The following is a 23944-nucleotide window of genomic DNA, read 5'->3' on the forward strand; positions in this document are numbered from 1 at the left end:
GAGGAGCCATGCGTCGTGTGCTCGCCGCTCTAGCGGCCGGAGCATTCCTGGTCACCGTGTCGGCCTGTGGCTCGTCCGGGGACAGCACCGGGTCGGACAAGGCGTCGTCGTCCGGCGGCACCACCAAGGTCAAGGTCGGTGTGATCCCCATCGTCGACGTCGCACCGCTGTATCTGGGGCAGGAGAAGGGCTTCTTCAAGAAGCAGGGTCTGGAGCTGGAGGTCTCGCTCGCCCAGGGCGGCGCGGCGATCGTGCCCGCCGTCGCCAGCGGCCAGTACCAGTTCGGCTTCTCCAACTCGACCTCACTGATGATCGCCCAGTCCAACAACGTGCCGGTGAAGGTCGTTTCCAACGGCATCGCCTCAACGGGCGTGCAGGGCAAGGACTTCGGCGCCCTCACCGTGAAGGGCGACAGCTCGATCAAGTCGGCCGATCAGCTGGAGGGCAAGAAGGTCGCCATCAACACCCTGAAGAACATCAACGAGACCGCGGTGCGCGAGTCGGTGCGCAAGGCCGGCGGCGACCCGGACAAGGTGAAGTTCGTCGAGCTCGCCTTCGACCAGATGCCGGCCGCCCTGGACAGCGGGCAGATCGACGCGGCCATGGTGGTCGAGCCGGCGCTCGCGACCGTGAAGAGCCAGGGCGCCCGGGAGATCGCCTCGCCCCTCGTGGACGTCGCGCCCAACCTCACCGTGGCGATGTACTTCACGTCGACGTCGTACGAACAGCAGAACGCGGCCGTCGTGAAGAAGTTCCAGGCCGCCCTCGCCGAGTCGCTCGCCTACGCGGACGCCCACCCGGACGAGGCCCGCCAGATCGTCACCACGTACACGAAGATCCCGGCGGCCGTGCTGGCGAAGGTCACTCTGCCCGCCTGGCCGGCCGACCCGGACCGCGCATCCCTCGACGCGCTGGAGAAGCTCGGCCAGGACGACGGCCTCTTCAAGACGGCACCCGACCTGGACAAGCTGCTGCCGTGAGGGGACTCAACATCGCGCTCGGCGCCGCAGGGCTCGCGGCCTTCCTCGCCCTGGGCGAGGCGGTGCCGCGGCTCGGCCTCGTCAAAGAGGCCTACTTCCCGCCGACCAGCCGCATCGCCGACGCCCTCGGCACCGAGCTCTCCGACGACACCTTCTGGACGGCGCTCGGCGACACCCTCACCGGCTGGGCGCTGGGCCTGGTCATCGCCTCGACGGCCGGCATCGTCATCGGCGTCGCCATCGCGGTGGTGCCGTATCTGCGCGAGGCCACGGCCTCCACGATCGAGTTCCTGCGCCCGATCCCCTCGGTCGCACTCATCCCGCTGGCAGTGCTGTTGTACGGCACCGAACTGCGCTCGGTGCTGTTGCTCGTCGTGTACGCCTCGTTCTGGCAGGTGCTGATCCAGGTCCTGTACGGCGTCCAGGACGTCGACCCGGTCGCCGAGGAGACGGCACGCTCCTACGGTCTCGGCCCCTGGGCGCGGGTCCGGCACGTCCTGTGGCCGACCGCGCTGCCGTACGTCATGACCGGCATCCGGCTGGCCGCGGCCGTCGCCCTGATCCTCGCCATCACCGCCGAACTCGTCATTGGCGCACCGGGGTTGGGCGCCCGTATCGCCGTCGCGCAGAACTCCCAGGCGGTGCCGGAGATGTACGCGCTGATCGTGGTGACCGGCGTTCTGGGGCTGCTCATCAACGTGGGCGCGCGTACCGTGGAGCGGCGGGCCCTGGCGTGGCATCAGTCGGTGCGCGGGGAGGTGGCGGTGTGAAGGGCGTTGTGCTGCGGCTGTTCTTCGTACTCGCGCTGCCCGCGCTGCTGTTCACGATCTGGTGGTTCGCGTCCGCCGGCAGCACCGACGTGTTCTGGCCGCCGCTGCGGACCATTCTGGAGACCTTCCCGGACGTCTGGACGGGCGAGCGGTTCAAGGACGACGTGCTGCCCAGCGTGCTCCGGCTCTCGGCCGGTTACGCCGTGGCCGCTGTCGTGGGTGTCGCCGTCGGCGTGGTCATCGGCTCCTACCGGCGGGTGCGGGCGGTGTGCGAGCCGGTCCTGGAGTTCCTGCGGGCGGTGCCGCCGCCGGTCCTCGTCCCGGTCATCATGCTCTTCGCGGGCATCGACGACACGATGAAGATCGTCGTGATCGCCAGCGGCTGTGTCTGGCCGATCCTGCTCAACACGGTCGAGGGGGTGCGCGCGGTGGACTCCGTGATGGCGGAGACGGCCCGCTCGTACGGCATCACGGGCGTCGCCCGCCTCAAGGACGTGGTGCTGCGCTCGGCGAGTCCGCAGATCTTCGCGGGGCTGCGACAGGCCCTGTCGATCGGCATCATCCTCATGGTCATCAGCGAGATGTTCGCGGCGAGCGACGGGCTCGGCTTCACGGTCGTGCAGTTCCAGCGCAGTTTCGCGGTCCCCGAGATGTGGACCGGGATCCTCGTCCTCGGTCTGCTCGGCTTTGTGCTCTCCGTCGTCTTCCAGCTGGTCGAGCGACGGGTCCTCGGCTGGTACCACGGTCTGCGGGCCTCGACCCGGCGGTCCCCGTGACGTTCACGAAAGGGCGGTCCATGCTCGACGTACGCGGCCTGAACAAGGTCTACGAGGGGTCCGGGCGCCGTGTGGAGGCGGTCCGCGACCTCACCTTCACCGTCGAGGCGGGCGAACTCGTCTGTCTCGTGGGCCCGTCGGGCTGCGGCAAGACGACCCTGCTGAAGTGCATGGGCGGCCTCCTCGCGCCGACCGGCGGTGAAGTCCTGCTTTCGGGCAAGAAGGTGAACGGCCCGCCGCCCGGGATGGCGTTCGTGTTCCAGGAGTACGGGCGCAGTCTGTTCCCGTGGAAGAGGGTCGGCGAGAACGTCGAACTCCCGCTCAAACAGAAGGACTTGAGCAAGGCGCGGCGCCGGGAGCTGGTCGCCGACGCTCTGGAGTCGGTGGGGCTCGCGGACGCGGCGGGGGCGTATCCCTGGCAGCTGTCGGGCGGTATGCAGCAGCGGGTGGCGATCGCCCGCGCGCTGGCCTACGAGCCCGAAGTGCTGCTGATGGACGAGCCGTTCGCGGCGGTGGACGCCCAGACCCGCGCCGATCTGGAGGACCTGGTACGTCGGCTGTGGCGGGAGCGCGGCATCACGATCCTGTTCGTCACCCACGACATCGACGAGGCGGTGTACCTGGGCGAGCGGGTCATCGTGCTGTCGGCCTCCCCCACCGTCGTGCAGGAGCAGCTGAAGGTCGATCTCCCGGACGAGCGCGACCAGTTGCACACCCGGGTGGCCCCGCGCTTCGCCGAGCTCCGGACCCATGTGTACGCGCAGATCCAGGCGGCGAAGCGCGGGGTCCCGCAGGACGCGCTCACGAAGTCCGATACGCCTCCACCTCACTGAACTGACCTGCCGGCCAGCCCGTGTTGGCGCTCACGGACAGACGCAGATAGCGCAGGCTGGTGTCGGCCGGCAGGGTCACGGTGGCCGTGTTGCCGGTGGCGGGGTCGAAGCGATAGCCCGCGGACCCCACGACCGTGGAGAAGGCCGAGCCATTGGTGCTGCCCAGCACCGTGATCGTCTGGGTACGGGCGCCCCACGCGGAGGAGGGCGGCAGCTTCAGCACCAGGCGTCGTACGGCTTCCGTGGAGCCCAGGTCGACGGTCCAGGACTGCGGGAAGGCGTTGTTGGCGGACTCCCAGTAGGTGTTCGCGTCGCCGTCGACCGCCTTGCCCGGTGTGTAGACGTCCTGCGATCCGCTGGCCGTGGCCGGGCGGCCCTTGGCGAGGTTGCGGGTCGGGTCGGGGTCCGGGTTGCCCTGGCCGGGCTGCGGCCAGGTCGAGCAGTCCGACCAGGTGCTGCTCCAGCCGGAGTTGCCGCCGCCGTCGGTGAGCGTGAAGGTCCCGGAGCTCGCCGGATAGGGGCAGTTGTAGATGCCGGCCGCCCCGACGTTCGTCGCCGTGACATTGCGGAAGGTGGCCGCGCCCTGGGCCTCCGCCTGCACCACGACCGTCCCCGTGTTGCGCACGGTCGCGCCGTCCACGGTCACATTGCGGACCGGGTAGCCCTGTCCGCCGCCGGAGACGAACTCGAAGGCGCTGTAGGGGCTGTCGGTGATGGTCGTGTTGGTGATGTTGATCTGCGCGTTGATGGCGCTGTCGTAGGAGTCGACGCGCAACGCGCCCATCGGATGGTTCCAGTTGGGGTTCATCGCGCCGGTGCGCACCAGCGTGTTGCCGTCGACCGTGATGGTGCCGGACAGCGGGTGGAAGGGGTCCAGGAACTTCTGGTTGGAGATCGCGATACCGCTGCCGAGGGCGTTGGTGTCGGAGATCAGGTTGTTCTTCACGGCGATGTCGGTACCGCCGTAGATCGCGATGCCGTTGGCCAGGTTCGGCTGGCTGATGGTGTTGTTCTCGAAGCTGCTGTTGGTGTCCGGCGCGTACAGGGACCACATGGCGAGCGCGTCGTCGCCCTGGTTGCGCAGGAAGTTGTTGCGCACGCGGACGCCGCGGGCGTTGCCGTTGAGGTTGAGGCCGTCGGCCGTCATGTCGAGGAAGCGGTTGTTCTCGACGACGAGGTTGTCGTTGTTGCCCATCAGCCAGAGGCCGACCTTGAGGTGCTGGAGCCACATGCCGGAGACGCTGGAGTTCGGTCCCAGTGATCCGTTGACGAAGTTGTCCGGGTTGGAGTCGACGCGCTCGGTGACCTCGCCGATGACCGCGAAGTTCTTGATGTGCACGCCGCCGGACGAGCTGGACTGGTCGATGAAGCGGGAGGTGTGCACGACCGAGTGCCAGCCGCCCGCGCCCTGGAGCGTGACGTTCTGGACGCCGCTGAGCGAGGACGTCAGCCGGTAGTCGCCGGGCGGAATCCAGACCACTCCCCCTTGGGCCGACGCGATGGCGTCCCGGAAGGCCTGTGTGGAGTCACCGCTGCCGCTCGGGTCGGCGCCCTTGGAGACGACGGACACGGACCCGGCGGGCTGTGCGGCGGCCGCGGCGACCTGCTCGAAGTCGGCGACGTCCACGGTCACTTGGGTTCCCGTGGACTGGAAGGCCACCTTGTCGCCGGCCTGCACGTTCTGGCCGAGCAACAGGCGGGCGTTGTCGTAGAAGTGGTGTGTTTTGGCGCCCGGTATCCAGCCGGTGTCGACGTAGGAGTACTTGGAGGTGACCGGGAGCGTCCGGGAGATCCTGGTGCCGTTGACGTACACGTCAAGCGTGCCCGACTGGCCGTCCGGGACGCTGTAGGCGAGGTTCACCGCGTTGGCCGCGCTCGGCACGGTGAACTCCACGCGCTGCCCGGAGGTGATCCTGACGGCTTGGCGCCCCGACGCCTCCGAGGCGAGGGTGCCCTGGGTGTGGTCGGGGCCGATCTTCGAGCCGGTCGTGGTCGCGGACTCGGCCTCGACCGAGGTGAACGGGAGCGTGGCACCGGCGGCCGCGTGCGCGGTGGGCGCGGTGGCGGTGAGCAGTCCCGCGGAGAGGGCCACCACCATGACGGCTGGCATGCCCCTGACAGTTCTGTACATGTGCTGATCCCTTCGGAGTGGGGGTGCAAGGGGATAGCGGAGTACGTGCACGGCCGGGCTCAGGTGCGGAGCCAGACCGCGGTGTCCCTCGGCAGACTGCCGTCTGTATGCAGTGGACCGCTGGCGAGGAGCAGTTCGGTGTGGGCGGGCAGCTCGGCGGGGGCGTCGGCCAGGTTCACCACGCACAGGACGCCGGCGCCCCGGGTGAAGGTGAGGACGCCCTCGGGTGCCGTGAGCCAGGTGAGCGGGCCGTCGCCGAGTGCGGGACGGAGGCGGATCGCCTCGCGGTAGAGGGAGAGCATGGAGGAGGGATCATCCTGTTGCCGGTCGACCGCATACGATGTCCAGCCGACCGGCTGCGGTAGCCAGGGAGTCTCGCGCGAACCGAATCCCGCATACGGTGCCTCGGCCGTCCACGGCAGCGGCACCCGGCATCCGTCGCGTCCCGGGTCGGTGCCGCCCGACCGGAAGTGCATCGGATCTTGTATGCGGTCGACGGGAATCTCCGCCTCGGGCAGCCCCAGCTCCTCCCCCTGGTACAGGTACACGGCCCCGGGCAGCGCCAGGGACAGCAGGGCGGCAGCGCGGGCGCGCCGGGTGCCGAGGGCGAGGTCGGTCGGGGTGCCGAAGGCCTTGGTGGCGAAGTCGAAGGCGGTGTCCGTACGGCCGTAGCGCGTCACTGTCCGTGTGATGTCGTGGTTGCACAGCACCCAGGTGGCGGGGGCGCCGACCGGGGCGTGCTCGGCGAGGGTGTCGTCGATCGACGAGCGCAGCCGTCCCGCATCCCAGGGGCAGGTCATGAAGGAGAAGTTGAAGGCCGTGTGCAGCTCGTCGGGGCGCAGATAGCGGGCGAAGCGTTCGGTGTCGGGGAGCCAGACCTCGCCGACGAAGATGCCGTCGTACTCGTCGGCGATCGCCCGCCAGGAGCGGTAGACCTCGTGGAGTTCGTCCCGGTCGACGTAGGGGTGCGGATCGCGGCCCTCGACGAAGTCCGGCAGCCGGGGGTCCTTGGCCAGGAGGGCGGCCGAGTCGATCCGCACGCCGGCGACGCCGCGCTCGAACCAGAAGCGCAGGATGTCCTCGTGCTCCTGCCGGACCGCGGGGTGGCCCCAGTTGAGGTCGGGCTGTTCGGGGGCGAAGAGATGCAGATACCAGTCGCCGTCGTCGAGGCGGCTCCAGGCAGGCCCGCCGAACTCCGACTGCCAGTCGTTCGGCGGGAGTTCGCCCTGGCCGCCGCGCCCGCGCCGGAAGTGGAACAGTTCGCGTTCGGGTCCGCCGGCCAGGGCGGCGCGGAACCAGGCGTGCTGGTCGGACACATGGTTGGGGACGATGTCGACGATGACACGGATGCCGAGTTCACGGGCCTCGGCGATCAGCTTCTCGGCCTCCGCGAGGGTGCCGAAGGCCGGGTCGATCGCCCGGTAATCGGCGACGTCGTAGCCGCCGTCCTTCATCGGGGACAGATACCAGGGGCTGAACCACAGGGCGTCCACACCGAGTTCGGCGAGATACGGCAGCCGGGCGCGGACGCCGGCGAGGTCACCGGTGCCGTCCGCGTCTCCGTCGGCGAAACTGCGGACGTAGACCTGGTAGATGACGGCGGAGCGCCACCACTCCTTCGGGGCACGGTTGGGCTGTCCCACTGAGCTTCCCTTTCTGTAGACGGGGCGTCGGCGTCAGCCCTTGGTGCTGCCCGCACTGATCCCGGCGATGATGTGCCGTTGGAAGACCAGGAACAGGGCGACCATCGGGATGCTGGCGATCACCATCGCGGCGATGAGCACGGTCAGTTGGATGTTCTGGGACAGCTGGACGAGTGCCACGCTGATGGGCTGCTTGTCGGTGTCGGAGAAGACCATCAGCGGCCAGAGGAAGTCCTGCCAGACGGCGACCAGCGCGAAGATAGACACCACTCCGAGAACCGGCCGTGACATCGGCAGCACGATCGACCACAGGATGCGCAGCTTTCCGGCGCCGTCGATCTCGGCGGCCTCCAGGACGTCGCGCGGGATCTGGTCGAAGAACCGCTTGAGGAGGTAGAGGTTGAAGGCGTTGGCGACGGCCGGCAGCCAGATGGCGAGCGGGTCGTTGAGCAGGCCCAGATCGGCCACCGTCAGGTACTTCGGCACCACCAGCGCCTGCGCGGGGACCATGAGGGTGGCGAGGATGCCGGCGAGGATCACCTTGCCGAAGACCGGCTTGAGCTTGGACAGCGCGTAGGCGGCGGCCGTGCAGAGGACCAGCTGGAACGCCCAGGCGCCGGCCGCCTGCACCACCGTGTTCCACAAGTGCGTGGGCAGTTGCATCAGGTCCCACGCGTCGCGGTAACCCCCGAGGCGCCACTGCTCCGGTACGAGGGTGGGCGGTGTCCGCGCCACCTCGTCCGGGGACTTCACCGCGCCGGTGACCATCCAGTAGACGGGGAAGAGGAAGGCGAGCGTGAAGAGCAGGACGACGCCCGTGAAGACGGTCCAGTAGAGGGTCTTGCCGCGGGGGCGGGCCAGGGTCGCCGGGGAGACGAGGGTTCGCGTGCTCATACGGCGTCCTCCGCTCCGGAGCGGGTCAGGCGCAGATATACGGCGGAGAAAGCCCCGAGCAGGATCAGGAGCATGACGCTCAGCGCGCAGGCGCCGCCGAAGTCGTTGTAGAGGAAGGCGTACTTGTAGATCAGGTAGAGGACGGTGACCGTGGCGTTCTCGGGGCCGCCGCCGGTGATGACGAACGGTTCGGTGAAGACCTGCATCGTCGCGATGATCTGAAGGAGCATCAGCATGAGGATGACGAACCTGGTCTGCGGGATCGTCACATGCCGGACGCGCTGGAGGAGGCTCGCGCCGTCGAGCTCGGCGGCCTCGTACAGCTCGCCGGGGATGGACTGGAGCGCGGCCAGGTAGATCAGCACGGTGCCGCCCATGTTGGCCCAAGTGGCCACGATGACCAGGGAGATGAGCGCTGTGTCAGCGCCGTTGGACCAGTTGGAGGTGGGCAGGTGCAGGAAGCGCAGCGCCTCGTTGGCGAGGCCGGCCCCAGGATCGTAGAACCACTTCCACAGCAGGGCGCTGACCACCGGCGGAATCATCACCGGCAGATAGACCACGACGCGGAAGAACGCCTTCGCGTGTCTCAACTCGTTGAGCACCAGGGCCAGTACGAAGGGGATCGCGAAGCCGATCAGCAGGGCCAGCACGGTGAAGGTGAGGGTGTTGCGCCAGGCCGCCGTGAACTCCGGGTCGTGCCATACGCGGGTGAAGTTGTCGGTGCCGACCCATTCCGCTGACGAGCCGGGCGTGTACTTCTGGAAGGCGATCACGATGGCACGGACGGCCGGGTACCAGGAGAACACGGCGAAGCAGAGCAGGCCGCCCAAGAGGAAGGCGTGGGCGCGGAGTTGGTCGGTGAGGCGGCGCCGCCTCCGGTCCCCTGCCGGGGGCGGCGCCGGGACCGGTCGTACGGTGATGGTGTCGACCGGTCGCCGATGGGCCGTCCTGGTCATCGGGGTCAGCCCCGGGCCAGGATGCCGTCGATCTTCGCGGAGGCGTCCTTCAGGAGCTGGTCGATGTCGGCGTCCTCCTTGGTGAGGACGGCGGAGACGGCGCCGTCGAGGACGGAGTAGATCTGCTGGGCGTGCGGCGGCTCGATCTTCATGTCGAGGTCCTGGTTGCCGTCGAGGAAGGCCTGGTAGTTCTCCACCGGGACATTGGCGTTGGCCTTCTTGACCTGCTGGTCCTTGGTGTCGGCGGCGCCGGTGAACAGCCGCGGTTCGGGGAGGCCGACCGGGGCGTCGCTCTTCTTGGCGCGGGCGTAGTCGCCGAGGAAGCCGTCTCCGGGGGTGAGGAACATGTGGTCGAGCCACTTCAGTCCGGCGCGGATCTGGGCGGGGCTCGCCTTCTTGCTGAACATGTAGCCGTCGCCGCCGATGAGTGTGCCCTGGCCGCCGGGCATGGGGGCGAGGGCGAGGTCCTGGTACTTGCCGCCCTTCTCCTTCACCAGGATCGGGATGTTGTCGGGGGCGGAGAGATACATGCCGAGCTTGCCCGAACCCATCATCTGCTGGACGTCGTTGATGACGAGGAGCTGCTTGCTGCCCATCGAGTCGTCGGTCCAGCGCATGTCGTGCAGGTTCTGGAGGACGGCCCGGCCCTCGGGGGTGTCGATGGTGGCCTTCTTGCCGTCGGCGCTCACGACGTCGCCGCCCTGCGAGTACAGCTCGGCGGTGAAGTGCCAACCACCCTGGTTCTGGGCGCTGTAGTCGGCGTAGCCGACGGTGCCGTCGCCGAGGGCGGCGATCTTCTTCGCGGCGTCGCGGAGTTCGTCCCAGGTGGCCGGGGGCCGGTCGGGGTCGAGGCCGGCCTTCTCGAAGAGGGCGCGGTTGTAGATCAGCCCCATGGAATAGCCGGTGCGCGGGATGCCGTACACCTTGCCGTCGACCGTGTAGACGTCCCTGAGCTGCTGCTGGATCGTGTCGTAGCTCTTCAACTCCTTGACGTACGGCGTCAGATCGGCGGCCTGGCCGATGTCGACGACGTGCTTGGCGTCCGTGAAGTACGTGTAGAAGACGTCCTCCATCTGCCCGCCGGCGAGCTTGGCGTCGAAGGTCTTGGGGTCTTGGCAGGGGAAGGCGTCGTGGGCGACGACGTCGATGTCCGGGTTCTGCCTCTCGAAGGCGGCGACGTCCTCCTCGAAGAACGCCCGGTCGGCCTTGGCGCTCTTGGGCGGCATGCAGTTGACCGTGATGCGGGTCTTGCCGCTCCCCGAGTCGTCGTCCGACCCGCAGGCGGAGACGGTGAGGGCGAGGGAGCAGATGCTGAGCGCGACGAACGTACGGCGGAACCCGGTGCTTCTCATCGGTGGACCCCTCGTGGCAGGAGCGGTGGGCGGGGCACACTCAAGCACCGACGACATCCATCCGCAAGATGTCGCGCTCTATCTGAAATTATTTGACAGGTATACGGATCTCAGGAACGAGGAGCCTGCGCTGTCGAGCCCCGGACCACCAGCTCGGGCTCGAACAGCAGCTCTTCGGGGGTCACGGAGCCGCCGGTGATCTGCGTGTTCAGCAGTTCCACGGCCGCTCTGCCCATGGCCTCGATGGGCTGACGGACGGTGGTGAGCGGCGGCTCGGTGCAGTTCATGAAGGCCGAGTCGTCGTAACCGACGACCGATACCTGGGAGGGGATGTCCAGGCCCTTGCGGCGGGCGGCTCTGATCGCGCCGAGCGCCAGGGGGTCGCTGGCGCAGATGATGCCGGTGACGCCCCGGTCGATGAGCCGGGAGGCCGCCGCATGGCCGCCCTCGATCGAGAACATCGCGCGGACGACATGCTCTTCGGGCAGCTCCCCCATGGCCCGCGCGGCGGCGAGCTTGCGAGCCGAGGGCACATGGTCGGCCGGCCCCAGCACCAGCCCGATCCGCTCGTGCCCCAGCGAGGCCAGATGCCGCCAGGCCTGCTCCACCGCCACCGCGTCGTCGCAGGAGACTCCCGGGAAACCGAGGTCGGCGATGGACGCGTTGACCAGCACCACCGGGATGTTCCGCTCGGCCAGCTGCCGGTAGTGGTCGTGCGGGGCGTCGGCCTGGGCGTAGAGACCACCGGCGAAGACGACGCCGGAGACCTGCTGCTGGAGCAGCAGCGCCACGTAGTCCGCCTCGGAGACGCCGCCCTTGGTCTGGGTGCACAGCACCGGGGTCAGACCGAGCTGGGCCAGCGCCCCGCCGATGACCTCGGCGAACGCCGGGAAGATCGGGTTCTGGAGCTCGGGCAGCACGAGGCCGACGAGTCGCGCGCGCTCGCCGCGCAGTTGCGTGGGCCGCTCGTAGCCGAGTACGTCCAGGGCGCTCAGCACCGCCTGCCGGGTGACCTCGGAGACTCCGGGCTTGCCGTTGAGCACCCGGCTGACCGTGGCCTCGCTGACCCCGACCTTCTTCGCCACCTCAGCAAGTCGTCGCGTCATGCGCGCAAGAATAGCGCAAGAAACGCAAGCTGCTTGCGTTCAGTCAATCGCCTCTTGCGCTCGATCCGGTCGCGCCGGAATGCCGTACGCACTGGAATGCCGAGACACCGGAACGCCGAGCACACTGGAACGCCGAGCGCGCCGCAAGCCGCTACCGCGCTGCCCACAGACCGCGGACGTGCCCGAGGTGACGTGTCATCACCGCGCGGGTCGCCTGCTCGTCGCGTGCGATCAGCGCGTCGATGAGTTCGAGGTGCTCCTCGGCGGAGGCCAGCAGACGGCCCGCCTCGACCAGTGCCGTGAGCCCGTAGAGCCGGGACCGCTTGCGCAGGTCGCCCACGACCTCGACGAGATGGGCATTGCCGGCGAGGGCCAGCAGGCCCAGGTGGAAGCGGGTGTCGGCCTCGACGTACGCCACGAGGTCGCCGGCCGCGGCGGCTTGGACGATCTCCCGGGCCGCCGGGCGCAGCGCCTCCAGGGAGACCGGGTCGGCGGTCCTGGCCAGCTCCGTCACCGTGGGGATCTCGATGAGCGCACGGATGTGCTTGTACTCGTCGAGCTGCTTGTCGGAGACCGCGGTGACCCGGAAGCCCTTGTTGGGGACGGTGTCGACCAGTCCCTCCTTGGCCAGGTCCAGCATGGCCTCGCGCACCGGTGTCGCCGAGACACCGAAGCGGGCGGCGAGGGTCGGCGCGGAGTACACCTCGCCGGGCAGCAGTTCACCGGCGACCAGCGCGGCCCGCAGGGCGTCGGCGACCCGCTCCCGGTAACTGCTCTTCTTGCCGCCCAGTACGGGCAGGGCAGGGGCAGCGGCGGTGCTGGGGGCGCTGGTGCGCTGGGCAGCCATGAGGGCGGTCTCCTAGTGGTGCAATGTCACGCGACATCGTCATTATCGGCCTCCGGGGAACCTGCCGGGACGCTTCCTGGACGCCTAGGGCAGCCGGCGGAACGCCTAGAGGACGAACCCGGCCGGGAAGGGGTCGGTCGGGTCGAGCAGGTACTGAGCGGTGCCGGTGATCCAGGCCCGGCCGGTGAAGCTGGGCAGGACGGCGGGGAGGCCGGCGACCTCGGTGGTGCCGAGGAGGCGGCCGGTGAACTGGGTCCCGATGAACGACTCGTTCACGAACTCGGTGTTCAGGGGGAGTTCGCCGCGCGCGTGGAGCTGGGCCATGCGCGCGCTGGTGCCGGTGCCGCAGGGTGAGCGGTCGAACCAGCCGGGGTGGATCGCCATCGCGTGCCGGGAGTGGCGGGCGGTGGCGCCGGGGGCGTACAGGTGGACGTGGTGGCAGCCGCGGATCGAGGGGTCCTCCGGGTGGACGGGCTCCTCCTCGGCGTTGATCGCCTCCATGAGGGAGAGACCGGCCTGGAGGATGTCGTCCTTGCGGGCGCGGTCGAAGGGCAGCCCGAACTCCTCCAGCGGCAGGATGGCGTAGAAGTTGCCGCCGTATGCCAGGTCATATGTCACCGTGCGCCCGTCGGCGAGTGTGATCTTGCGGTCGAGGCCCACGGAGAAGGACGGCACGTTCTTGAGGGTGACCGCCTTCGCGGCGCCGTCCTCGACCTCGACCTCGGCGACGACGAGGCCCGCCGGGGTGTCGAGCCGGATCGTGGTGACCGGCTCGACGACCTCGACCATGCCGGTCTCCACCAGCACGGTGGCCACCCCGATGGTGCCGTGTCCGCACATCGGCAGATAGCCGGAGACCTCGATGTAGATGACGCCCCAGTCGCAGTCCGGGCGGGTGGGCGGCTGGAGGACGGCGCCGCTCATCGCCGCGTGGCCCCGGGGTTCGTTCATCAGGAGCTGCTTGATGTCGTCGCGGTGCTCACGGAAGTACAGCCGCCGCTCGTTCATGGTCGCGCCGGGGATCGTGCCGATGCCACCCGTGATCACGCGGGTGGGCATGCCCTCGGTGTGCGAGTCGACGGCGTGCAGGACGAGTTTGCTGCGCATGACGCTCCTGATGAACTGAGGGATCCGATGGGACGGTTACGCGAGTCCGGCGGCGACCGCCCGCTCGGTGGCGGCGCGCACCGCGGCCTCCTGCTCGGGCAGCAGCGGGACGCGCGGCGGACGGACGGGGCCGCCGTGCCGGCCGACGATGTCCATGGACAGCTTGATGGCCTGGACGAACTCGACCTTGGAGTCCCAGCGCAGCAAGGGGTGCAGCTGCTCGTACAGCTTCTTCGCCGTGCCGAGGTCACCGGCGAGGGCCGCCTTGTAGAGCTCGACGCTCGCGCGGGGCAGGGCGTTCGGGTAGCCCGCCACCCAGCCCTTGGCGCCGGCGATCGCCAGCTCCAGGAGGACGTCGTCGGCGCCGATCAACAGGTCGAGGCCGGGGGCGAGTTCGGCGATCCGGTAGGCGCGGCGGACGTCGCCGGAGAACTCCTTGACCGCGTGGATGTGGCCCTCGGCGTGCAGCTTCGCCAGCAGCTCCGGGACCAGGTCGACTTTGGTGTCGATGGGGTTGTTGTACGCCACGACCGGGACGCCCGCCTTCGCGACCTCGGCGTAGTGGGCCAGCACGGACCGCTCGTCGGCGCGGTAGGCGTTGGGCGGCAGCAGCATCACGGAGGCGCAGCCGGCGTCCCTGGCCTGCTCGGCCCAGCGACGGGCCTCGGCGGAGCCGTAGGCGGCGACGCCCGGCATCACACGCTCGCCGCCGATGGCGGCGACGGCCGTCTCGACGACCTTCGTGCGCTCCTCGGGGGTGAGGACCTGGTACTCGCCGAGGGAGCCGTTGGGGACGACGCCGTCGCAACCGTTGTCGACCAGCCAGGCGCAGTGCTCGGCGAACTTGTCGTAGTCGACGGAGAGGTCGTCGTCGAGCGGAAGGGCGGTGGCGACGAGGACGCCGCGCCAGGGGCGGTTGCCGGTGTTCTCGGTGCTGGTCATCTGAGATCCCGTCTATCAATAGGGTGTGACATTTTACTGGTACGAGGAGGGAGCGGACAGCCATCGCCCGCTCAGTCACCCTCGGGTTCACCGGCCAGGACGCCGAGGGGCACGGGTCCGGCGAACGGCCGGCGCGAGGGCGTGAGCGCGCACCCGGCGAGCCCCGCGACCGCAGGTCCGCACACCCGCCCCTGACACCAGCCCATCCCGGCCCGCGTCAGCAGCTTCACGGTCCGCACGTCCCCGGCGCCGAGCTCGTCGAGCGCCTCGCGGATCGCGCCGCCCGTGACCTCCTCGCAGCGGCAGACGACGGTGTCGTCGGTGATCCGCTCGGTCCAGTGGGCTGGCGGTGCGTAGACGGCGTCGAGCGCGGCGAAGAACGCGCGCAGTCGGGTACGGGTCCTCGCTGCCGCCGCCCACTCGCCCGGGTCGGGCACGGTGCCGTGCAGGCGCGCCGCGATCGACCGGCCCGCGATGTGCCCCTCGGCGAGGGAGAGGCCGGAGCCACCGATACCGGTGGTCTCGCCCGCGGCCCATACGCCGGGGACGTCGGTGCGCTGCTCGCCGTCGACGTGCACGGCCATGCCGTCGAGTCGGCAGCCCAGCGCGTCCGCGAGGTCGGTGTGCGGAAGCATGCCGTGGCCGACGGCGAGGGTGTCGCAGGCGATACGGCGCTCGGTGCCGGGCCTGACCCGCCCGTCGGCGTCGAGAGCGGCCACCGTGACCGCCTCCAGCCGCTCGGCGCCGTGCGCCTCGACGACGGTGTGGCGGGCGAGGGCGCGCACCCGGTGCCGGATCAACTCACCGGCGTATTGCGCGCCTTCGGCGACTTTGCCGGGCTGGGCGGCGAAGGCTCGGGCCTGTCGTACGAAGCCCTTCGGGTCGGCGGACTCGACCAGCGCGGCCACCTTGACCCCGGCCGCGGCGAGGCCGGTCGCGACGGGGAGCAGCAGCGGGCCGGTGCCGGCGACCACGGCGGTGCGTCCGGACACGGCGAGGGTGCCCTTGAGCATGGCCTGGGCGCCGCCCGCGGTGACGACGCCGGGGAGGGTCCAGCCGGGGAAGGGCAGGACCTTCTCGTAACCGCCGGTGGCGAGGAGGACGGCGTCGGCGCGGACCGCGACGGGCCGCTCCTGCTCGGGTCCGAGGAGGGCGTGCACGGTGAAGCCGGCGTCCAGCCGCTCGACGAACCACACATGATGGCCCGTCACATGCCGTACGGTGCCTGCCTTTACGTGGCTGCGCAGTCCGTCCCTCAGCCGCTCCCAGGTGCGCCACTGGTGGTGCAGGGCCTGCGGGCGCCGAGCGCGCAGGCCTGCGGCGGGCTGACGGTAGAACTGGCCGCCGGCTTCCGCGGCCGAGTCGACCAAGGTGACCCGTACGCCCCGGGAGGCCGCGGCGACGGCGGCGGCGAGCCCGGCGGGGCCCGCGCCGATCACGGCGAGGTGCGGCCGGTCAGTCATGGTGGCCCGTCCCCTCCTGCGTACGGATCGCGTCCCCTGGATGCACGGGCACCAGGCAAGCCCGTTGGTTGGGACGGCCGTTGACGGTCACCAGGCAGTCGAAGCAGACGCCGATCCCGCAGAAGACGCCACGCGGTCGTCCCTCGCCGCGGGTGCTGCGCCAGGAGGTGACACCGGCCGACCAGAGTGCGGCGGCGACGGTCTGGCCGGGCAGGGCCTCGATCTCGCGGCCGTCGAGGGTGACCGTGAAGGCCGGGTCCGGCCGGGCGTCGGCCAGTTCGAGCGGGGACTTCACGCGGTCTCCTCCTGCTCGGTGGGAAAGCGGTCGGGGCGATAGGGCGCCAGGTCCAGCTCGGGCGTCTTCTCGGTGAGTGCCTGTGCGATCAAGTGCCCGGTACCGGTGGCCAGTCCGATGCCCGCGCCCTCGTGCCCGCAGGCGTGGTGCAGACCGGGGACGCGCGGATCGGGGCCGATCGCGGGGAGGTGGTCGGGCATGTACGGGCGGAATCCGAGGTAGGCGCGCATGGCCCGGACGTCGGCCAGGAACGGGAACAGCCGCGTCGCGCCCGCCGCCAGCGCCCGCATGACCGGCAGCGAGAACGACCGGTCGAAACCGACCCGTTCCCGGCTCGCGCCGATCAACACGGGCCCCGCGGCGGTCCCTTCGACGACCGGCGAGGTCTGGAGCGCGGCCGAGTCGCTGGCCACGTCGGCCACGTAGTCGGCGGCGTACACCTTGTGCCGGACCATGCGCGGAAGGGGTTCGGTGACCAGGACGAAGCCGCGCCGTGGGAGGACGGGCAGGCGGGTTCCGGCGAGTGCGGCCAGTTCGGCGCCCCAGGTGCCGGCCGCGTTGACGACCGCCGGGGCATGGATGTCACCCATGTCCGTGCGGACGCCGCGCACCGCGCCGTCCGGGGTGAGCAGTACGTCGGTGACGGTCCGGCCGGTGAACAGCCGCGCGCCCGAGGCGCGGACGAGGTGGGCGGCGGCCAGCGCGGGCATGACCTGGCAGTCCTGCGGATACAGCACCCCGCCGGGCAGACCGGGGGCGAGGTGGGGTTCGAGGTCGTACAGTCCGTCTCCTACGACGGTTTCGGCTGCGACCCCGGCGCCGCGCTGCCCGTCGGCGAACCGTTCGAGCGCGGCGAGCCCGTCCGGCGTCGAGGCGACGACCACACCGCCTTTGGCCTCGTACTCGACAGCCGCCCCGCACTCCTCGGCGAGGTCCGCCCACAGGCGCCCCGACAGCAGGGCCAGGTCCAGTTCCGGGCCGGGCTCCTTGTCGGAGACGAGGAGGTTGCCCTCACCAGCCCCGGTCGTGCCGCCGGCCACCGGACCACGGTCCACGATGATCACGTCGAGGCCCGCCCGGGCCGCGTACAGGGCGCAGGCCGCGCCCATCATTCCGGCTCCGACGACCACGACATCGCAGGTCAGTCGCTTGCTCACGGCAGTACTATGTCACATACCTCATTCGCTGGGAATGCCACCGCGCGGGAGAAGGTCTCGTCAGCACCGGCTCCCGGTGGCCATGTCGGACGGCAGCCGCTGAGCGACGGGGTGACCCTGGTGCTGGTGACCGCTCGGTGACCGCGATCGTCACTCCGCCGTGGGGACCACCCTCAGGTGGGCGGCGGAGCGGCGTGTGCCGCGGGACCTGGCCGGCGCGGGGCGCGTCTCGCGCAGTACGAGGGTCAGGCGGGTGTAGCCCAGCTCCCGGAGGGTGGTGGGCGTCTCGTCGACGACTCGGCAGTCGGTGGCGCCCCAGCGCGGATCGGGGTGCAGGACCGGGCGGACCGCGCCGTCGTGGGCGAAGGCCCGCTCGCCCACCGCGCGGATCCAGTGCGGCAGACCGTGCCGGTAGGCGGCCTCCATGATGGGGTCCTGCGCGATGTCCCGGCGGATCGACTGAATCCCCTGGTCATGGCCGTCGCGCTCCACGGCCGCCGCGAAGTGGGCGAGCATCGGCAGGCACCAGCTGGACTCGTGCTCACCGAGCACCGTGCCCGCGTCCGGGTGGAACAGGACGAACCGGAGGAAGTTGTCGTCGGGCATGGCGGTGGGATGCGGGCCCACACCACGGAAAAGTGTCTCGAAAGCGGTGTTCGACAGCACGACGTCCCACCGGTGGTCGAGGACGACCGAGGGAAAGGGGACCGCGTCCAGGAGGGTGGCGTAGTCCTGCAGATACGCCCGGGCCTCAAGACTCTCGGGGACGGGCCGCGGCTGCGGCCGCTGCCCTCCTGCCTGTTGTGCCATCGGGAGGTCACCCCTCTTGCCTATGCGGCCTTCACGCGGCGCCCCGATCCTGCTGCCCGGGCGCGAGTCGTGTCAACTATCGTGGCATTTCATGCCTGTTGACGGCTGAAATTGGCCACAGTTGTGGCGAGACCTGGATGTAAGTTCGAACGAGGGGCTACTCTCCCCGGAGTTCACGGCAACTGCTTGTGATGATCGTCCTGTGAGAAGCCAGTGAGAGACGTAGGAGATCTGTCGGTGACGGATGGCTTCGCGAGTCCGGCCACCGCGGTGACGGCTGCGCTGCCGGGCGTCGTCGCCCGGGTCACCGCGCTCGCCGACCGGCTCGGTGTGCCGCACGCGGAGGTCCTGCACATCGGCCGCCTGTCGGTGGCCTCCGGCGTTCCCGAGCCCGTGGTCAAGTCCCTGCTGAGCGGCCGCCCCGCGGGCGAGCCCGACGTACAGGCCCGTTTCCTCCAGCGCCTGGACCTGCTGCGCCGCACCCGGCTCAAGCCCAACGGCCGCAAGTACACCCAGCAGGAGATCGCCGACGGCGCCTTCATGTCGCGGCAGCAGGCGGGTGCCCTCATCAACGGCGACCGGCGTCCCACCATGGAGCACTGCGACGCCATCCAGCGCTTCTTCCGCGTGCACGCCGGTTTCCTCACGGCCGAGGACCCCGAGGCGCTCGCCGGGGCTCTCCAGCGCACCGAGCAGGAGCTGCTCCAGAAGCTGGCCGACCGTGAGAAGGAGGCGACGGCGGCGGCCGGCGATCCGCTGGAGCGGCTGCTTCAGGACCACGGCGTCCGCGGGATCGCCTGGCGGGCCGCGCAGCTGCCCACCGACCAACACCGCGACAAGGTCGCCGAATGGCTGGACATGCTTCTGGAGAGCGTCAAACGGCCCGAGTCGTGAGCCGGGGGATAACTGTGGGCATCGGTAGGGAAATGCGCCGCCTGTGCGGCGAGCTGGTAGCGGAACTCACCCTCCCCGCACCGGCGCGCCCGGCGGACCTGTACACCGAACTGTGCGAGGCGATGAGCCGGCGCCGCGGCCGCCCGGTCCACTTCCGCACGGCCGCGTTCCCGCCCGACACGGCGAGCGGGCTGTGGCTCGACATGGCCGACCAGGACCTCGTCGTCGTGGAGGAACGCACCGCTCCCGGGCACCAGTTGGTCATCCTCGGCCACGAGCTGTGGCACATGAAGGCCGGGCACTGCAGTCACCATGTCGAGGGCGCCGCGGTCGCGGCCCGCATGCTCAGCGACGACGCCGACCTGCGGGCCACCGTCCTGAAGGTCGCCGCCCGCAGCCGGTTCGACCAGGCCGACGAGAAGGAGGCCGAGCGCTTCGGCCTGCTGCTCGCCAGCAAGTGCCGTACCTGGCTGGACGGTTCGTCGGCACGCGGGCCGGTGCAGCGCGACCGCCTCGCGGGCCGTATCGAGGCGTCGCTGGGGTACCTCGGTCCACAGAGCTGAGTGGCGCCGTTCAGGTCGCGCTGCGTTCGCTCGCCTCGCGCAGGTCGCGTTCGGTGGCCCGGCTCAGCGGGAGGCCGGGCCGGCCCTCGCACAGCAGCTCGCGCCAGTGCTCACGGCTCCAGTCCGCCGGAGCCGTGGTCGCGGTGAACTCCTCGACCAGGGAGACGAACCGCCCCGGATCGGCGTGGAACGGAAAGTGTCCCGCCCCCTCGAAGATCTCCAGCCGGCTCCCCGGCATCGCCTCGTGCGCCCCGAACGCGTGCCGCACCGGCACCACACTGTCCCGGTCGCCCCACAGCAGCATCGTCGGCATGCCCTCGGTCAGATAGCACCGGTCGAGCATGGTCACCACCTGCCCCCGCCAGTCGACCACCGCGCGCAACGTGCGGATGAAGGCGTTGCGCGAGGTCTCGTCCGGCAACGCGTCCACGAGGTTCAGCAAGTCGGGGGCGTCCTGTCCGAGATCGGTGTCGAGCAGCTTCATCAGCCGTACGGCCAGGCCCACTTGCCACCGCATCCCGGGCAGCCGCAACGACGACAGCATCAGGTCGGCCCCGGGCAGCGACACCATCCGCAGTACGGGATTCACCTCACGCCCCACCCCGCCCGCGCTGACCAGGATGAGCCGCTCGGTGCGCTCGGGGAACTGATAGGCGAACTGCATCGCCACGCCACCGCCCAGCGAGTGCCCGACGAGCGTCGCCGACTCGATGCCGAGGGTGGTCAGCAGATCGCGCACCCCGTTGGCGTACGCGGCCACCGAGTAGTCGGCGCGCGGTTTGTCCGAGGCGCCGTGGCCCAACAGGTCGGGGGCGATGACGGTGTGGGTGCGGGCGAGGTCGGGGATCAGCTCGGCCCAGGTGGCGGAGGAGTCCCCGATGCCGTGGATGAGGACCAGCGCGGGCCCCTCGCCGGCCATCCGGAAGGCCCGGCGGTAGCCGTGCACCACCCGGTACTGCAACTCGAGTTCACCGTCGCCCACCGAGCGCAGCCGTACGGTGCGCGCGGGGCGCCGGTGCGGGACGTCGACCACGCACGTGCCTCCCGTTCCCTGGCCGCCGGACAGCGGCCGAAAGCCCTTGCACTCCAGCGTAGAACTCCATTCCCACCGGTGATTTCGCTGAGGTTTCGCCTCCGCTAAGCGGGCGAACCGAGGAGTGGCCGGGCCCCATTGTCAGTGGTGGGCGGCAAGCTGGAGTCGCACCCCTTGTGAGGGTGCGCGACCGATGAGCCGACTTGGGGAGAGCCGACCGATGCACACCGCCGTACTGACCGACCGCGAGCGCACCGCCGTCCAGGCCTACCTGCGGCTTCTGCACACCGTGCGCGCCGCCTTCGACGGTCCGCCGGACGCTCGGCGACCACCCGTCGTGCCGCCCGCCGTGCTCGCGGAGGCGGAGCAGGCTCTGGCGGACGCGGGCCTCGTGGGCAACGAGGAGGAGTTCTTCCGGCTGCTCCAGAGCTGGTTCCCGCGTCCGTGAGGGCCCGGCTCAGGTGTGCGGCACCACGACGGCCGTCGCGACCAGCCCGCGCCGCACGGTCCAGCGGCCCTCGAAGCGGTTCAGCCGCCGGCCGCCCACCGTCGGTCCGGGTACGAGGAGTTCGGCGCTGAGGCCGCCGCCGAGCCGTTCGCCGGGGTGGGCGAAGAGCTCGATGTCGGCCTCGCTGAAGTCGAGCCACTTCCCGGTGAGCGGGAACCACGCCTTGTAGACGGACTCCTTGGCGCTGAACAGCAGCCGGTCCCAGTGGATGTCGGGCCGCTCCTCGGCCAGCCGGCGCAGCCGGTCCGCCTCGGCGGGCAGGGAGGTGACGGCGAGGACTCCGTCGGGGAGCGGCTCGTGGGGCTCGGCGTCGATGCCGAGGGAGGCCAGGTCGGCGGCGCGGACCAGGGCGGCGGCGCGGTAGCCGTCGCAGTGGGTCATGCTGCCGGCCAGGCCGGCGGGCCACTGCGGGGCACCGCTGGCGCCGGGCAGGACGGGCCGGGGCGGGACGCCGAGCTTCTCCATGGCGCGCCGGGCACAGGAGCGCACCGCGGCGAACTCGCGCCGGCGCTTGTCCGCCGCCCGCGCCACGACCGCCGCTTCCTCGGGGTACAGCGGCGCGCTCTCGTCGTCACCGTACGTCTCCACGGCCACCACCGTGTCCGGCAGCAGCTCCTCGATCACGAGGTCCGACCTCCTTGGGCAGGATGCGGCGCAGCCGGCCCGGCGGGTCGGGGCGTTCGCGCCACTCCCGGGGGTATCCGACCGACACCTCTTCGAAGCGGACACCGTCGTGCCAGGTGGTCCGCGGGATGTGCAGATGACCGTAGACCATGGTCTCGACGCGGAACCTGCGGTGCCAGTCCGCGGTGAGCCGGGTGCCGCACCACATGGCGAACTCGGGGTACCAGAGCACCTCGGTCGGGTGCCGGTCCAGGGGGTAGTGGTTGACGAGCACGGTGGGCAGGTCGTCGGGCAGCTCGGCGAGTCTGCGGGCCGTCGCCTCGACCCGGGCCCGGCACCAGGCCTCGCGGCTCGGATAGGGGTCGGGATGCAGCAGATGCTCGTCGTTGCAGACGATGCCGGTGCCGTACGCGTACTCCAGCCCCTCCTCCTTGGTCGAGCAGCCGGGCGGCAGGAAGGAGTAGTCGTACAGCAGGAAGAGCGGGGCGACGGCGACCGGGCCGCCGGGGCCCTCCCAGACGGGATAGGGGTCCTCGGGGGTGATGACACCGAGCTCGCGGCAGAGCGCGACGAGGTGTTCGTAGCGCTCGACGCCGCGCAGGGTGACCTCGTCGTCGGGGTGGGTCCACAGCTCGTGGTTGCCGGGGACCCAGACGACCTTGCGGAAGCGGCCGGCGAGGGTCTGCAGGGTCCAGCGGATCGCGGAGACCGTCTCGGCGACGTCACCGGCCACGAGAAGCCAGTCCTCGTCCGTCCCGGGGCGCATCTCCTCGACGAGGGCGCGGTTCTCCGGATAGCCGACGTGCAGGTCGCTGATGGCCAGCAGCTGTCCGGAACCACCGGCCCTCGACGTCACCCTCGCCCCCTTCGAGCACACGAATGGGACCACGACAGCACATTCACCGCGCCCGGACAAGCGGCCCGGCACGGCGCGAAGAGGCATCGTTCAAGATCGAATAATCCGTAACACGCGCGTTGCACGCGGGACCCTCCGGAAGCCGTATGATCGCCCCAACACCACCGCCATGAACTTCCCTTCGCGCAGGGCGGTTTGGTGACCCTCCTCACACCCTGGCCGGGCTCGGCCTGCTTCGCCGTGCCCGAAAACCCCGAAAGGCGGCCTGCATGATCTCTCGCGTACGCGTCTGGCTCAACCGCACGTACGCGGAGAACGTGTTCTTCATGGATCAGCTGCGCCGAAATCCCAGTGATCGGGCCGTCGAGATCCATGCGACGCACGGCGACGCGGACTCCCCCGTACTGGCCGCCGCCGACACCGCCGAGCTGGAGCCGGAGGGCCTGTCCCCCGCCGCGTACGTCGAGTACGCGCTCGACCAGTGCACGCGCCGCGGCATCGACGTCTTCGTACCCCGGCTGCACCAGTCGGCGATCGTGGCGCACCGCGCGGACTTCGAGGCGGCCGGTACGGCACTCCTCGCGCCGCCGCCGGAGGCGGTGGCCGTCTTCCACGACAAGGTGATCGCCTACGAGGCCGTACAGGCCATCGGGGTGCCTGTGCCACCGTGGTACCGGGTGCGGACCGCCGAGGAACTCGTCGTCGCCGTCGAGGAGTTGGAGGCGGACGGGCACAAGGCGTGCTTCAAGCCGGCGTCCGGTGCGGGCGGGGTGGGCTTCCGCGTGATCACGCGCGCCCCCTTCTCGCTCGTTCACCTCAACGGCTTTCCCAGCCCGTACGTACCGCTGGACACGGTCGTGGAGGCGCTGACGCAGGCCGACGAGCCGGTGGACTGGCTGGTCATGCCGCGTCTGGAGCAGCCGGAGGTCTCGGTCGACTGCCTCACGGGTCCCGACAACCGGATCCGGCTGGCGGTGGGCCGCACCAAGAACGGGCGCCGTCGTGGGTTCACGCTGCACGAGCAGTGGTTGGAGCCGGCGCGGATGATCGCGGAGGGCTTCGGGCTGCACTACCTGTCCAACATCCAGTTCCGGATGTTCGGGGACACGCCGGTGCTGATGGATGTCAACACGCGGCCCGCGGGCGGGCTGCACCAGCTGTCGCTGTGCGGGGTCAACGCGCCTTGGGCCGCTGTGCAGTTGGCGCTGGGTGAGGACCCGGGTGAGATGACTCCGCCGTTCCTGGGGCAGGACTACACGGTGGTGTCGGGGCCGCGTCAGCTTCGACCGGTGGCGATTCCGCATCAGAGGGCGGAGATGCCGGAACCGCTGCCGGCGCCTGCGGCGCCCGAGCCGGTTGCCGTCGACTCCGTCTCGGCCGCGGGTCAGGTACTGCCGCTCTAGA

24 protein-coding genes are annotated in these 23944 nt (G+C 70.3%); 8 read left to right on the top strand and 16 right to left on the bottom strand.

The features are described 5' to 3' along the window. Positions 1–8: 8 nt before the first annotated feature. The 4 genes from ACFY0U_RS19275 to ACFY0U_RS19290 are packed head-to-tail and all read left to right on the top strand — an operon-like array spanning position 9 to position 3359. Positions 9–980: an ABC transporter substrate-binding protein gene (locus ACFY0U_RS19275; protein WP_388636844.1), complete on the top strand. Its 972-nt coding sequence runs from the start codon at positions 9–11 to the stop codon at positions 978–980. Beyond that, positions 977–1750, top strand: a complete 774-nt coding sequence (locus ACFY0U_RS19280; protein WP_388636847.1) for an ABC transporter permease — start codon at positions 977–979, stop codon at positions 1748–1750. Before ACFY0U_RS19275 ends, ACFY0U_RS19280 begins: the two co-directional genes overlap by 4 nt. After that, complete coding sequence (locus ACFY0U_RS19285; RefSeq protein ID WP_388636850.1) at positions 1747–2526, top strand: ABC transporter permease; 780 nt, start codon at positions 1747–1749, stop codon at positions 2524–2526. The genes ACFY0U_RS19280 and ACFY0U_RS19285 overlap by 4 nt, the downstream gene beginning before the upstream one ends. A 20-nt stretch (positions 2527–2546) precedes the next feature. Next, complete coding sequence (locus ACFY0U_RS19290; RefSeq protein WP_388636853.1) at positions 2547–3359, top strand: ABC transporter ATP-binding protein; 813 nt, start codon at positions 2547–2549, stop codon at positions 3357–3359. Here the strand turns inward: ACFY0U_RS19290 and ACFY0U_RS19295 are convergent. The 13 genes from ACFY0U_RS19295 to ACFY0U_RS19355 form a co-directional block, all read right to left on the bottom strand. Then, the gene (locus tag ACFY0U_RS19295) at positions 3328–5469 is read right to left on the bottom strand and encodes a discoidin domain-containing protein (protein WP_388636856.1); all 2142 of its coding nucleotides are present in this window, start codon (positions 5467–5469) and stop codon (positions 3328–3330) included. The genes ACFY0U_RS19290 and ACFY0U_RS19295 overlap by 32 nt on opposite strands. An 80-nt stretch (positions 5470–5549) precedes the next feature. Continuing rightward, positions 5550–7133, bottom strand: coding sequence for a glycoside hydrolase family 13 protein (locus ACFY0U_RS19300; protein WP_388636859.1), 1584 nt, complete (start codon positions 7131–7133; stop codon positions 5550–5552). A 33-nt stretch (positions 7134–7166) separates the two neighbouring features. Next, positions 7167–8027: a carbohydrate ABC transporter permease gene (locus ACFY0U_RS19305; RefSeq protein WP_388636862.1), complete on the bottom strand. Its 861-nt coding sequence runs from the start codon at positions 8025–8027 to the stop codon at positions 7167–7169. Beyond that, on the bottom strand, positions 8024–8983 hold the full coding sequence (locus ACFY0U_RS19310) for a carbohydrate ABC transporter permease (RefSeq protein ID WP_388636865.1): 960 nt from the start codon (positions 8981–8983) through the stop codon (positions 8024–8026). Before ACFY0U_RS19310 ends, ACFY0U_RS19305 begins: the two co-directional genes overlap by 4 nt. A 5-nt stretch (positions 8984–8988) precedes the next feature. Beyond that, positions 8989–10335, bottom strand: a complete 1347-nt coding sequence (locus tag ACFY0U_RS19315; RefSeq protein ID WP_388636868.1) for an ABC transporter substrate-binding protein — start codon at positions 10333–10335, stop codon at positions 8989–8991. A 110-nt stretch (positions 10336–10445) separates the two neighbouring features. Further along, positions 10446–11441, bottom strand: coding sequence for a LacI family DNA-binding transcriptional regulator (locus ACFY0U_RS19320; RefSeq protein ID WP_388636871.1), 996 nt, complete (start codon positions 11439–11441; stop codon positions 10446–10448). A 151-nt stretch (positions 11442–11592) separates the two neighbouring features. After that, a complete protein-coding gene (locus ACFY0U_RS19325; protein WP_388636874.1) occupies positions 11593–12288 on the bottom strand; it encodes a GntR family transcriptional regulator in 696 nt (231 codons plus the stop codon). Between the two features lie 105 nt (positions 12289–12393). After that, a complete protein-coding gene (locus ACFY0U_RS19330; protein ID WP_388636877.1) occupies positions 12394–13395 on the bottom strand; it encodes a proline racemase family protein in 1002 nt (333 codons plus the stop codon). Between the two features lie 36 nt (positions 13396–13431). After that, positions 13432–14337, bottom strand: coding sequence for a dihydrodipicolinate synthase family protein (locus ACFY0U_RS19335; RefSeq protein WP_388636880.1), 906 nt, complete (start codon positions 14335–14337; stop codon positions 13432–13434). 71 nt (positions 14338–14408) lie between these two features. Beyond that, positions 14409–15800: an FAD-dependent oxidoreductase gene (locus ACFY0U_RS19340; protein ID WP_388636883.1), complete on the bottom strand. Its 1392-nt coding sequence runs from the start codon at positions 15798–15800 to the stop codon at positions 14409–14411. Continuing rightward, the gene (locus tag ACFY0U_RS19345; protein WP_388636886.1) at positions 15793–16095 is read right to left on the bottom strand and encodes a (2Fe-2S)-binding protein; all 303 of its coding nucleotides are present in this window, start codon (positions 16093–16095) and stop codon (positions 15793–15795) included. The genes ACFY0U_RS19340 and ACFY0U_RS19345 overlap by 8 nt, the downstream gene beginning before the upstream one ends. Next, positions 16092–17252, bottom strand: a complete 1161-nt coding sequence (locus ACFY0U_RS19350; protein WP_388636888.1) for an NAD(P)/FAD-dependent oxidoreductase — start codon at positions 17250–17252, stop codon at positions 16092–16094. The genes ACFY0U_RS19345 and ACFY0U_RS19350 overlap by 4 nt, the downstream gene beginning before the upstream one ends. 150 nt (positions 17253–17402) lie before the next feature. Then, complete coding sequence (locus ACFY0U_RS19355; protein WP_388636891.1) at positions 17403–18062, bottom strand: hypothetical protein; 660 nt, start codon at positions 18060–18062, stop codon at positions 17403–17405. A 237-nt stretch (positions 18063–18299) separates the two neighbouring features. On the opposite strand from ACFY0U_RS19355, the gene ACFY0U_RS19360 reads away from it, so the two are divergent. Both ACFY0U_RS19360 and ACFY0U_RS19365 read left to right on the top strand, forming a co-directional pair. After that, positions 18300–18956 carry a helix-turn-helix domain-containing protein gene (locus tag ACFY0U_RS19360; RefSeq protein WP_388636894.1) on the top strand — a complete coding sequence of 219 codons (657 nt, stop codon included), beginning with the start codon at positions 18300–18302 and terminating at the stop codon, positions 18954–18956. 32 nt (positions 18957–18988) lie between these two features. After that, complete coding sequence (locus ACFY0U_RS19365; RefSeq protein WP_388637205.1) at positions 18989–19519, top strand: toxin-antitoxin system, toxin component; 531 nt, start codon at positions 18989–18991, stop codon at positions 19517–19519. Positions 19520–19529: 10 nt separating this feature from the next. Here the strand turns inward: ACFY0U_RS19365 and ACFY0U_RS19370 are convergent, their stop codons facing one another. After that, a complete protein-coding gene (locus ACFY0U_RS19370) occupies positions 19530–20552 on the bottom strand; it encodes an alpha/beta fold hydrolase (protein ID WP_388636897.1) in 1023 nt (340 codons plus the stop codon). Positions 20553–20772: 220 nt separating this feature from the next. Here ACFY0U_RS19370 and ACFY0U_RS19375 point away from each other — a divergent pair, with 220 nt between their 5' ends. Then, complete coding sequence (locus tag ACFY0U_RS19375; RefSeq protein ID WP_388637208.1) at positions 20773–21000, top strand: hypothetical protein; 228 nt, start codon at positions 20773–20775, stop codon at positions 20998–21000. Between the two features lie 9 nt (positions 21001–21009). Here the strand turns inward: ACFY0U_RS19375 and ACFY0U_RS19380 are convergent, their stop codons facing one another. Together ACFY0U_RS19380 and ACFY0U_RS19385 are read right to left on the bottom strand one after the other, a co-directional pair. Further along, the gene (locus tag ACFY0U_RS19380) at positions 21010–21684 is read right to left on the bottom strand and encodes a 4'-phosphopantetheinyl transferase (protein ID WP_388636899.1); all 675 of its coding nucleotides are present in this window, start codon (positions 21682–21684) and stop codon (positions 21010–21012) included. Beyond that, on the bottom strand, positions 21632–22540 hold the full coding sequence (locus ACFY0U_RS19385; RefSeq protein ID WP_388636902.1) for a metallophosphoesterase family protein: 909 nt from the start codon (positions 22538–22540) through the stop codon (positions 21632–21634). The genes ACFY0U_RS19380 and ACFY0U_RS19385 overlap by 53 nt, the downstream gene beginning before the upstream one ends. A gap of 269 nt (positions 22541–22809) precedes the next feature. On the opposite strand from ACFY0U_RS19385, the gene ACFY0U_RS19390 reads away from it, so the two are divergent. Next, entirely contained in the window at positions 22810–23943 is a 1134-nt protein-coding gene (locus ACFY0U_RS19390) for an ATP-grasp domain-containing protein (protein ID WP_388636905.1), read from the top strand. Position 23944: the final 1 nt, after the last annotated feature.

The sequence above is a fragment of the Streptomyces sp. NPDC001536 genome (genome assembly GCF_042894505.1).
Classification (GTDB): Bacteria; Actinomycetota; Actinomycetes; order Streptomycetales; family Streptomycetaceae; genus Streptomyces.

What these genes read in the sequence shown, in the direction of transcription:
- ACFY0U_RS19275 (WP_388636844.1), top strand. Translation starts at nt 9, where the DNA reads ATGCGTCGTGTGCTCGCCGCTCTAGCGGCCGGAGCATTCCTGGTCACC.
- ACFY0U_RS19290 (WP_388636853.1), top strand. Translation starts at nt 2,547, where the DNA reads ATGCTCGACGTACGCGGCCTGAACAAGGTCTACGAGGGGTCCGGGCGC.
- ACFY0U_RS19295 (WP_388636856.1), bottom strand. Translation starts at nt 5,469, where the DNA reads ATGCCAGCCGTCATGGTGGTGGCCCTCTCCGCGGGACTGCTCACCGCC.
- ACFY0U_RS19305 (WP_388636862.1), bottom strand. Translation starts at nt 8,027, where the DNA reads ATGAGCACGCGAACCCTCGTCTCCCCGGCGACCCTGGCCCGCCCCCGC.
- ACFY0U_RS19310 (WP_388636865.1), bottom strand. Translation starts at nt 8,983, where the DNA reads ATGACCAGGACGGCCCATCGGCGACCGGTCGACACCATCACCGTACGA.
- ACFY0U_RS19315 (WP_388636868.1), bottom strand. Translation starts at nt 10,335, where the DNA reads ATGAGAAGCACCGGGTTCCGCCGTACGTTCGTCGCGCTCAGCATCTGC.
- ACFY0U_RS19320 (WP_388636871.1), bottom strand. Translation starts at nt 11,441, where the DNA reads ATGACGCGACGACTTGCTGAGGTGGCGAAGAAGGTCGGGGTCAGCGAG.
- ACFY0U_RS19325 (WP_388636874.1), bottom strand. Translation starts at nt 12,288, where the DNA reads ATGGCTGCCCAGCGCACCAGCGCCCCCAGCACCGCCGCTGCCCCTGCC.
- ACFY0U_RS19330 (WP_388636877.1), bottom strand. Translation starts at nt 13,395, where the DNA reads ATGCGCAGCAAACTCGTCCTGCACGCCGTCGACTCGCACACCGAGGGC.
- ACFY0U_RS19335 (WP_388636880.1), bottom strand. Translation starts at nt 14,337, where the DNA reads ATGACCAGCACCGAGAACACCGGCAACCGCCCCTGGCGCGGCGTCCTC.
- ACFY0U_RS19340 (WP_388636883.1), bottom strand. Translation starts at nt 15,800, where the DNA reads ATGACTGACCGGCCGCACCTCGCCGTGATCGGCGCGGGCCCCGCCGGG.
- ACFY0U_RS19355 (WP_388636891.1), bottom strand. Translation starts at nt 18,062, where the DNA reads ATGGCACAACAGGCAGGAGGGCAGCGGCCGCAGCCGCGGCCCGTCCCC.
- ACFY0U_RS19365 (WP_388637205.1), top strand. Translation starts at nt 18,989, where the DNA reads ATGCGCCGCCTGTGCGGCGAGCTGGTAGCGGAACTCACCCTCCCCGCA.
- ACFY0U_RS19375 (WP_388637208.1), top strand. Translation starts at nt 20,773, where the DNA reads ATGCACACCGCCGTACTGACCGACCGCGAGCGCACCGCCGTCCAGGCC.
- ACFY0U_RS19390 (WP_388636905.1), top strand. Translation starts at nt 22,810, where the DNA reads ATGATCTCTCGCGTACGCGTCTGGCTCAACCGCACGTACGCGGAGAAC.